This is a genomic window from Dolichospermum sp. LEGE 00240, from assembly GCF_015207875.1.
Taxonomy (GTDB): domain Bacteria; phylum Cyanobacteriota; class Cyanobacteriia; order Cyanobacteriales; family Nostocaceae; genus Dolichospermum; species Dolichospermum gracile.
Genome location: NZ_JADEVZ010000114.1, coordinates 1 through 10025, shown reverse-complemented (window position 1 = coordinate 10025; position 10025 = coordinate 1). Strand labels below are relative to the sequence as shown.

The following is a 10025-nucleotide window of genomic DNA, read 5'->3' as shown; positions in this document are numbered from 1 at the left end:
GGTTTCCCCGCCCTCAATTGCTATAATATTTTTATTATCAGCAATACTCAACACCCATGATTCAAACCTTATTTAAAGTTACTACCTTTGAAGAATTTGTCGCTGGGCTTCCTGAAAATTCTGGGGTACGTTACGAACTACATAATGGGAATATCATGGAAATGCCACAACCAGTAGGAGAACACGAAGAAGTAAAAGGATTTCTAGGTGTAGAAATTCCCTTTGAAATCAAACGGCTTGGATTACCCTATGGTATTCCTAACCAAGTTATAGTTAGACCAGAAGGTAAAGATTCTGGTTATTTTCCAGATGTGTTGGTGCTAAATCGGGAAAATTTAGCTAACGAAAAACTATGGAAAAAACAATCTATCATCAGTAATGGTGCATCTATACCTTTAGTAATTGAAGTTGTCTCAACTAATTGGCGTGATGATTACCATTTAAAATATGCTGATTATGAGGAAATGGGAATTTCTGAATATTGGATTGTAGATTATGCAGCTTTAGGTGGCAGGAATTTTATTGGTAATCCTAAACAACCGACAATCTCTGTTTGTAATTTGGTTGATGAAGAATATCAAATTAGTAAGTTTAGAGATGATGAACGGATTATTTCCCAGACTTTTCCCGAATTACATCTGACCGCAAATCAAATTTTTCAAGCTTCTTTATAAGAAAATCATAAATTGTCCAAGTAGGTTGGCGTTGAAAATTGTCGTCATAGCAAGGCAGGAGTAAAGAAGTTTTCAGCGATTTTACGTTTCTTTACACAGTTTGGTTTTATTGTGTTCACCTACTTAGATTGATTATTGGGTAAGAAAACTTCCGTTAAGTCGCATGGCTTAATACCATAAATTAACTTATTTGTCAACAGTACATTTTTCTCCCAGTCAACTTCCATAATTTCTTGGCTAATTTTTGTCTAAATTTCTCTCAAAAATTGCTGCTAATTTATGAAGTTTTGTATTATTTCTAGATACTGATTTCTGAAATGACTATAAATAGAGGGTTTCGAGGATCATATTGTCAGACAGACATAAAATTGACAATATGAACCTGATTATGAAAATCTTCATGATTGTAGCAAATCGCCGAAAGTATGGCAAGCTCGTTGCTAAATAAAAATAATTCTCAATTAATTATTAAGAAAATCTAAACTTGAATTGTAATGAGTTATGAATATTAAAAGTATTATTATATTTTTATAAGTTTTAATTATGATTCATTACTAAAATAGCTTTAGCAGACTTTGATATCTATATCATGTAACACCAAAAATCAATAACTGGAAATTTTAGTCTTTGGGACTCTGCGCCTCTGCGTGAGGTAAAATTGTACTCGTGACATTCGTAAATTTCCAATCAAAGGTGTATTTTATGCGGTTACGCTCAATGCAGTTAATTTTTATAGCTGGACTCATGGGGTTACTGTCCTGGATATGGACACCCACAGCCTTAGCATTAACACAGATTAAACTATCTAATATTTCCTACCACGAATGTCCATCAGAACTCGCCAGTGGAATAGTAGGTAGTAGCGGTTCAAATGCTGCCAGTTGCTTCATCGTTACAGGTAAAGCAGAAAACAGCACCCGCAAAACTGTTTATGATGCGGATATTTTTGGGCGCGTATATGATGCTAACGGTGATTCAACCTTACAAAATCGTACCCGTCTGGGTTTAATCGCCGAAGTCCCTCCCGGGGTTAGTGATTTTGAATTTAGAATCACTGTCCCCAGTAATCAGCCATTACCATTGCAACTTAAACAATTTAAAGCTGCTGGATTTAGTGGACGAGTCAGAAGATAAAAGTTGTAGAGACGTTCCTTCCTGGGAACGTCCTTACATTGAAAATCGGAATTTGGGGCTTAAAACCCTTGTACCAAGGTGGCACGCGCTAAACTATCTAAAATACCACCAACTATGTTCAGTGCCAAAAATGCCAGGATAGGGGAGAAATCCATACCACCCAAGGGGGGAATTATGGAACGAAATAGATTGAGGTAAGGATCACTAATTTGGCTTAAAGCCGCAAATGGTTGATTAGACCAGTCAATAGTGGGAAACCAAGTCAACAAGACTCGAATAATCAGCAAATAGCTGTAAAGAGAGACAAAGGTGGCTAGAGTTGTAATTAGTAAATTCATGGGTAACTTTCCTATTAAATCTCAAACATAGATTCATGATTGATTTTAATTTAGCTCACGGCGCATTGTGTAGCCAATCAATATAACTAAGGGAAAGCTTAAGAATGCTCATTAACTTCCTGGGATGAGTTGCTGTTGACATTACCTAATTGCTTCCGCACATCATCAATTGTGGCATTAAGTTGGGCAATTTTATCTTCGAGCGATCGCCTGGTTGCTTCTATTTCCAAACCTTCATGACCAGAAGCCCTCATTTGCCGCTTTTTAGTCCCTGTCTGTCCATCATTTTCCCCAGCAGTTAACCCTTCATGCTCTTCATTTGCAAACTTAGCATCTAAGCGCGAAGTAATCACTGCCCCTAAAACACCACCAACTACACCCCCAATCAATGACCCCAGTAACAAACCACTAGCAAAACCATCTTGCTGACTCATATTTTTTACCGTCTTCTCGAAAATAAGCAACTTTGACAATACTTTAGCTATTTTCCAGCCTTAGCGGCATCCTAGCTTAAGTTCCAAAAATGCGATCGCCCGCATCCCCCAATCCTGGTACAATATATCCTTGATCATCAAGCGTTTCATCAATAGTAGCGGTGTAAACGATTAAGCCAGGATAGACAGCAGCCAATTTTTTCAATGCCGGGGGAGCAACAACTACAGATATAATCCGAATTAACGCCGGATCAACCCCTCTTTGGGTCAATTCCGCCATTACTGCCATTATAGAGCCTCCAGTAGCCAACATCGGCTCAGTAATTAACACCCGCGCTTCGGGAGCGAATTTTTCAGGTAATTTATTTAAATAACAAGTAGGTTCTAGAGTTTCTTCATTTCGCGCCAAGCCAACATGGTAAATTGATGCCAAAGGCAGTACACCCTGCGCTCCCTCCAACAAGCCTAAACCAGCCCGCAAAATCGGCACAACAGCCATAGGTATCTGAGGATTAATAAAAGTGGCTGCACAGGTCGTCAGAGGCGTTTGCACCCTTGCTTCTTGAGTCGGCAACCACTCCCTAGCAGCCTCATAAGTTAGCCACCTACCCAACTCAGTCATAGCAGAACGAAATAATACAGATGGCGTAGCTACATCACGAGCAACTCCCAACCAGTGCTGAATTAAAGGATGAGGTGGAACATAAACACGGAGTTGTTGCGTCATAGCTAGAAAGGGGCGGCTGGATAATTGTCTTTTTACTGGAACATCATAGCAGAATTCACCGAATCAGGAGTCAGGAGTCAGGAGTTAGGAGTCAGGAAGAAGAAAGGAGAAAAAGGAAAGAAGAAGGTAGGGGCAGACTAGTAGTCTGTCAAGAACTAATTGACGGGTAAATAAATTTTCCTTCTTTCCTTCTTCCTTCCTTCGTGTTCTTCGCGTCTTCGTGGTTCATTCCTTTATCCGTCAAAATTTATTTGACAGACTACTAGTACAGCACGGCGTAAATAAAACAACTATTCTCAATCGCTAAAAAGCTTACGCCATATTACTTTTGACTTTTGACGAACGCCTTGCGGTACTAGCACCTGTCCCCGTGGCGTAGCACCTGTCACCTTCCTTCACTAGAAGACTTATTCAGCAACCCCTACTTACTAAAACTGTAAATGTGCTGTGTGTGCAAGTTATCTTGTAAAGATGAAGGTAAGACACCATCAGAGAAAGTTTGCCTGTCTAATTGTACCTGTAAATTACTCAAAGGATCGCTACCCGTCGCAATCAGAAATTCCATTTTCTGAATATAGGGTAAAGTGGCGATTTCATCTAAAATCTGGGAAACTGCTTGCAGGTAAGGATGACCTTTTTGTTGATACCAATTGGATTCAGCAATATTCGCTTGATCAAAACCCAAATGCACAGTTAAAGATGGTTGATCAAATAAAGCGATTCCCAAGGGACGGGCTTCTTCCTGTAACAATAAATGCTGATTTTTTGATAAATGCCGTATTTTCTCTAGTCGTTCATAGCGTTCGGTGACGGATTCCGGTTGATCTTGCCAATGTATCGCTACTGTTACCAGATAAGTTTGTAACAGCATATGCCCCAATTTCTTGGCTTTGGTAGCTAGGTAATAGGAATTAAAATCATTAGACTCAATTAAGAGGGGAACACGATCTACTACCTCTAAGCCATAACCCTTGACACCAGCGATTTTTCGGGGATTATTGGTAATAAGACGGATTTTTTTGATGCCCAAATCCATGAGCATTTGCGCTCCCATGCCATAATCACGCAAATCAGCGGGAAACCCTAAACGCTCATTGGCTTCGACGGTATCTAAGCCCATATCTTGTAAAGAATAGGCTTTCAGCTTATTAACTAAGCCTATGCCCCGTCCTTCTTGACGCAGGTAAACAACGACACCTTGACCCGCATCCTCAATCATTTTTAATGCGGCTTGCAATTGCATCCGACAGTCGCAACGCAAAGATCCTAAAGCATCTCCTGTTAAACATTCCGAGTGCATTCGCACCATTACGGCTTCATCTCGGAAATTTGCTGGATCTCCCTTGACAATGGCGACGTGTTCTGTCCTATCTAGGGTGTGACGGTAGCCGTAAATATCAAATTGACCGAACTCGCTGGGTAGTTTGGTAACGATTTCTCGATATATCAGGCGATCGTTTTGGAGACGATAACTGATTAAATCAGCAATGCTAATAATTTTTAGGTGATGATTTTTGGCATATTCGACTAACTGATTTAATCGCGCCATTGAACCATCGGGGTTTTGAATTTCACAAATTACACCGGCTGGATACAGTCCCGCTAGTCGGGATAGGTCTACAGCGGCTTCTGTATGTCCCGCCCGTTTGAGTACACCTCCCGGTCTAGCCCGCAGGGGAAAGATATGACCTGGACGGCGTAATTCTTCCGGTTTGGTGCCTGGGTTGAGGGCGACTTGGATCGTCCGGGCGCGGTCTTCGGCGGAAATACCGGTGCTAACGCCTAAATGGGGTCCGGCATCAATACTAACTGTAAAGGCGGTTTGGTTAGTATCCGTGAGTGTGCTGACCATTAATGGTAAGTCTAGTTCATCGAGGCGATCGCCTGTCATTGCCAAACAAATCAGCCCTCTGGCTTCTACAGCCATGAAGTTGATCATGTCCGGGGTGGCAAATTGGGCGGCGCAAATTAAATCGCCTTCATTTTCTCGATTTTCGTCATCTACGACAACAATGATACGACCTGCTTTGAGATCGGCCAAAGCGGCATCAATAGAATCAAATTTAAAGGTTTGGGTAATATTAGACTGTGACACAGAAAATTTCCAGCTATCAACGTAAAGTTTTTTAACAATTTCTTATTGTAAATTGTAGCTTGTTTATGGGAATTAGGGATTTTCTGCGATAACTAAGTAGGTTAGCATTGAAAATCGTCGTTATGACAAGGCAAGAGGCAAGAGGCAAGAGGCAAGGGTGAAGAGGGTTTGGGCGATTTTACTTTTCGTTACATATTTCGGTTTTTTTCCGTTCACCTACTTAAACTGTTACTTGACAATAAAATAGTTCATATATACTATTAATAGTTTAGAGTCCCGTATATACAGATTATTAAGCTATGAATTTCCATGATATAAGTAAATTACTAGGTAAACCCTACTTTCAAGCGTCTAATTGTCTCATTTACAATTTAGATTGTTTAGAGGCAATGAAAATTTTACCAGATGAATCAATTAATTTAACTGTCACAAGTCCGCCGTATAATATTGGCAAGGAATATGAAAATTTATTACCATTGGACGATTATATAAATTGGTGTGAAAAATGGATAACAGAAGTTTATCGTCTGACTTTATGTGATGGAGCTTTTTGGCTAAATTTAGGTTATTTATTCATTAAAAATCGTGCTAAAGCAATTCCTATTTCCTATTTGCCTTGGGATAAAATTCCTTTTTATTTAATTCAGGAAATTGTTTGGAATTATGGCGCTGGTGTGGCAGGAAGTAAGTTCTTTTCACCTAGAAATGAAAAATTTTTGTGGTATGTGAAAAATTCAGAAGCTTATACTTTTAATCTTGATGATATTCGTGATCCTAATGTTAAATATCCCAATCAAAAAAAGAATGGAAAAATCAGAGTTAATCCTTTAGGTAAAAATCCCACTGATGTTTGGGAATTTCCAAAAGTAACTTCTGGACAAAACCGCTCTTCAAAAGAACGAACACCACACCCAGCACAGTTCCCATCTGCTGTTATTCAAAGAATAATTACAGCATCTTCTAATCAAAATCAAATTGTCCTAGATCCATTTTTAGGTTCAGGTACTACCGCTATGGTAGCTTTAAATTTAAATCGTCTGGTCATTGGTTTTGAAATTCGTCAAGATTATTGTGATATTGCGGCTAATAGAATTGAAACTTTTTTGAGTGAGAAAAATAGTAGAGTAGAGCAATTATCACTACTTTTATAAAGGTAACTGAATTAATTTAAATTTCTTGACATCAGGACTTATACTTACTTGTTGTCCAGTTTCAGATTCCTGTCCTTGCCAATCTTTTTGATCTATGCAGCCAAAGCGTACAAGTCTGATTTTGGGATTGACTAATGATAGATTATCAATTGGTTGTATTTTCTTCTCAATCTTCTCAAAGTTAATCACAAGATAGTACCCTGATTTACTTTTCTTGGTTTTACCAGTAGTGCTTTTTTGAGCATAACTCCTATTACCAAAAATATTACGAGGACTAGAAGATGTTTTAATTTCAATAGAAAAACTATCATCGGGGATATAAACTACATCTTTTTCTGTAGTATCTTGTTCTGAAGATATTTGTGATTACAGGTACGCTAAAAGATGGTCTTTGCTATACAATGCAGCGAAAGTTCAATAATAAAGTCATCAGTAATTAGCTACTAGCTTGACGGCTGATGACTGATAATAGATAACTAAAAGTGGATAAGGATTTAAGATCATGGGAAATTTAAGACGCGTACCAGTTGGAATTGTTGGCGCGTCAGGGTATGGCGGAGTGCAGCTAGTCCGACTGCTGATGGATCATCCTGAAGTGGAAATTGTTTATTTAGGTGGTGAAAGCAGCGCGGGTAAATCCTTTGCTGACCTGTACCCACATTTCGCTAATATAGTGAATTTGCCCATTGAGGCGGTAGAACCGGAAGTTATTGCTAGTCGTTGTGAAGTGGTATTTTTATCTTTACCGAATGGATTAGCTTGCCAAATTGCCCCTCAACTTATAGAAAAAGGTTGTAAAGTCCTGGATCTGAGTGCTGATTATCGCTTTGGTGATTTGAAAACTTATACAGATTGGTATGGTACAGAAAGAAGCGATCGCTTGACAGCAGCAACAGCAGTATATGGTTTACCAGAATTGTACCGCGATCGCATTGCTGAATCAAATCTAGTTGGCTGTCCCGGTTGCTATCCTACAGCCAGTTTACTGGCACTTTCCCCACTGTTAAAACAAGGGTTAATAGTCCCCGAAACAGCCATCATTGATGCCAAATCCGGCACATCTGGAGGCGGCAGACAAGGTAAAATTAACCTATTGTTAGCCGAAGCTGATAACTCACTGGGTGCTTATAACGTCGGTAGACACCGCCACACCCCAGAAATTGAGCAGATATGTAGCGACTTGGCAGGACATGAGGTGAAAATCCAATTTACACCCCATCTCATTCCAATGGTGCGGGGGATTTTAGCCACTGTCTACGCCAATATGCGTGACCCTGGTTTAGTCCGTGATGACCTCATTACCATCTATAACGCCTTTTACCGTAATTCCCCTTGGGTGAAAATCTGCAATAGTGGTACTTATCCCCAAACAAAATGGGCGTGTGGCAGTAATTCTTGTTACATTGGTATAGAAGTTGATCCCCGCACTGGTCGTGTTATCGTCATGTCAGCCATTGACAACCTGATTAAAGGTCAAGCCGGACAAGCAATTCAATGTATGAACCTGATGCTAGGCTGGGATGAAACTTTGGGATTACCTAAAGTTGGGTTTTATCCTTAATTAGGTTACAGGGAACAGGTGACAGGTGACAGAGAATAGGGAATAGGAAATAGGGAACAGGCAAGAAATATGATCTTTCTTTCACCTCTTACCTTCTTTTTACTGTCACCTGTCACCTGTCACCTATTTTGGTCCTAAACCAACAGTACCAGCATAGACGGCGCGATCGCCTAATTCATCTTCAATTCTCAGTAAACGATTGTATTTAGCAACCCGTTCACTACGACATAGAGAACCGGTTTTAATTTGACCTGCGCGAGTAGCTACAGCTAAATCAGCAATTGTTGTATCTTCAGTTTCACCAGAACGATGGCTAATAACTGAACGGAAACCGTTGCGAGTAGCTAAATCAATGGTTTCCAAAGTTTCAGTTAGAGAACCGATTTGATTTAACTTAATCAAAATCGAGTTAGCAGCTTTTTGTTCAATGCCTTTTTGTAAGCGGGTGGCGTTAGTTACAAATAAATCATCACCTACTAATTGTACTTTTGAGCCGATTTTCTGAGTTAGTAATTGCCAACTTTGCCAATCTTCCTCATGTAAACCATCTTCAATAGATACAATCGGATATTGGTCAACTAATTCCGCTAAATAATCAATAAACTCAGTTGGTGCATGGGGTTTACCATCATAAACATATTGTCCATTTTTGTAAAATTCACTAGCAGCCACATCTAAAGCCAAAGCTACTTCTTCACCAGGTTTATAACCAGCTTGTTTAATTGCAGCTACCAACAATTCTAAAGCCACTTGGTTAGATTCTAGATTAGGTGCAAAACCACCTTCATCACCCACACCTGTCAGCAAACCTTTATCATCTAACACCTTGCTAAGAGTGGCGAATACTTCCGCACCCCAACGCAAAGCTTCTTTAAAAGAAGGCGCACCGATGGGGACAATCATAAACTCTTGAAAGTCAACGTTATTAGATGCGTGCGCTCCACCATTGATCACATTCATCAAGGGTACAGGAAGTAAATTCGCCAAAGGTCCACCTAAATAGCGATACAGAGGAATGTCCAAAGCTGCTGCACCTGCTTTAGCTGCTGCTAAGGAAATACCTAAAATGGCATTTGCACCTAAGTTAGATTTGTTAGAAGAACCATCTGTAGCAATCATTGTCCGGTCTAACAATTCTTGGTTGAGGACATCTAACCCTAATAATTTGGGTGCTAATATCTCATTGGCGTTTTTTACCGCCGTGAGGACTCCTTTACCACCATAACGGCTTTTATCCCCATCCCGCAGTTCATGGGCTTCAAATGTGCCTGTAGAAGCCCCGCTAGGAACTTGCGCTAGTCCGACTGCACCACCAGCTAAATGTACTTCCGCTTCTAGGGTAGGTCTTCCCCGTGAGTCGAGGATTTCGCGGGAGACAATGGCTTCAATAGCGGTGTCTAGAAATTTAGTCATTCGTGGTTTGTCCTTGATTTTGAGTATGTCGTCAGGGTTCAACCTTTACAGTTTACTAATAACCCAATCGCTAGTTTATGTGTTTCTGGGGGAAAATCGGCTGACATTAAAGAAGATTTCCGAGTTTGAGTCAACTCACAGGAAAGTTGATGAGTTTCTGATAGCGCAACGTGGCATTATCCATAACCTGGGGAATGCTAATGAATGTATAAATTGCTTTACCTGACTACTTGATTAATTTTTTTTAAGCCTTTAACCGTATAGTTGCCCAAGAAGACAGACAGTTGTATATTATATGAATGTAAAAAATAGTATAAATACTTTCAGTAACAATGCTCTAACGCTGACAATATCCATAGTCAAGTTAATGTGGCTCTTTCGTCTCTTTTATGGTCACAACTAAAATTACCAAAATTTAATGCCGATAAATCTAAACCATAAAAGCCGAAAACTCTATCTCTGTAAAGGTTTGCAAACTTTTAAATACAAGAGAATCAG

Annotated in this window: 10 protein-coding genes; 4 read left to right on the top strand and 6 right to left on the bottom strand. The window is 39.8% G+C overall.

Going from position 1 to position 10025, the window contains the following annotated elements:
- Nucleotides 1-56: 56 nt before the first annotated feature.
- Nucleotides 57-674: a Uma2 family endonuclease gene (locus IQ226_RS23375; protein ID WP_193899373.1), complete on the top strand. Its 618-nt coding sequence runs from the start codon at nucleotides 57-59 to the stop codon at nucleotides 672-674.
- Between the two features lie 702 nt (nucleotides 675-1376).
- Nucleotides 1377-1808: a hypothetical protein gene (locus IQ226_RS23370; protein WP_193899371.1), complete on the top strand. Its 432-nt coding sequence runs from the start codon at nucleotides 1377-1379 to the stop codon at nucleotides 1806-1808.
- 59 nt (nucleotides 1809-1867) lie between these two features.
- Here the strand turns inward: IQ226_RS23370 and IQ226_RS23365 are convergent, their stop codons facing one another.
- From IQ226_RS23365 to ribBA, 4 genes are all read right to left on the bottom strand, one after another.
- Entirely contained in the window at nucleotides 1868-2146 is a 279-nt protein-coding gene (locus IQ226_RS23365; protein WP_193899369.1) for a YggT family protein, read from the bottom strand.
- A 98-nt stretch (nucleotides 2147-2244) separates the two neighbouring features.
- Nucleotides 2245-2580, bottom strand: coding sequence for a hypothetical protein (locus IQ226_RS23360; protein ID WP_193899367.1), 336 nt, complete (start codon nucleotides 2578-2580; stop codon nucleotides 2245-2247).
- A 76-nt stretch (nucleotides 2581-2656) separates the two neighbouring features.
- On the bottom strand, nucleotides 2657-3307 hold the full coding sequence (gene upp / locus IQ226_RS23355) for a uracil phosphoribosyltransferase (protein ID WP_193899365.1): 651 nt from the start codon (nucleotides 3305-3307) through the stop codon (nucleotides 2657-2659).
- A gap of 421 nt (nucleotides 3308-3728) precedes the next feature.
- Nucleotides 3729-5402, bottom strand: coding sequence for a bifunctional 3,4-dihydroxy-2-butanone-4-phosphate synthase/GTP cyclohydrolase II (gene ribBA / locus IQ226_RS23350; protein WP_193899363.1), 1674 nt, complete (start codon nucleotides 5400-5402; stop codon nucleotides 3729-3731).
- A 389-nt stretch (nucleotides 5403-5791) separates the two neighbouring features.
- Here ribBA and IQ226_RS23345 point away from each other — a divergent pair, with 389 nt between their 5' ends.
- Complete coding sequence (locus IQ226_RS23345; protein ID WP_228039634.1) at nucleotides 5792-6553, top strand: site-specific DNA-methyltransferase; 762 nt, start codon at nucleotides 5792-5794, stop codon at nucleotides 6551-6553.
- Here the strand turns inward: IQ226_RS23345 and IQ226_RS23340 are convergent.
- Nucleotides 6548-6913 (bottom strand): ScaI family restriction endonuclease, encoded by a 366-nt coding sequence (locus IQ226_RS23340; RefSeq protein WP_193899375.1) that lies wholly within the window; start codon nucleotides 6911-6913, stop codon nucleotides 6548-6550. The two genes, IQ226_RS23345 and IQ226_RS23340, sit on opposite strands and share 6 nt — an antisense overlap.
- Nucleotides 6914-7055: 142 nt before the next feature.
- Here IQ226_RS23340 and argC point away from each other — a divergent pair, with 142 nt between their 5' ends.
- Nucleotides 7056-8114, top strand: coding sequence for an N-acetyl-gamma-glutamyl-phosphate reductase (gene argC, locus IQ226_RS23335; protein WP_193899359.1), 1059 nt, complete (start codon nucleotides 7056-7058; stop codon nucleotides 8112-8114).
- 123 nt (nucleotides 8115-8237) lie between these two features.
- Here argC and eno read toward each other — a convergent pair whose 3' ends face one another.
- The gene (eno, locus tag IQ226_RS23330; RefSeq protein ID WP_193899357.1) at nucleotides 8238-9527 is read right to left on the bottom strand and encodes a phosphopyruvate hydratase; all 1290 of its coding nucleotides are present in this window, start codon (nucleotides 9525-9527) and stop codon (nucleotides 8238-8240) included.
- Nucleotides 9528-10025: the final 498 nt, after the last annotated feature.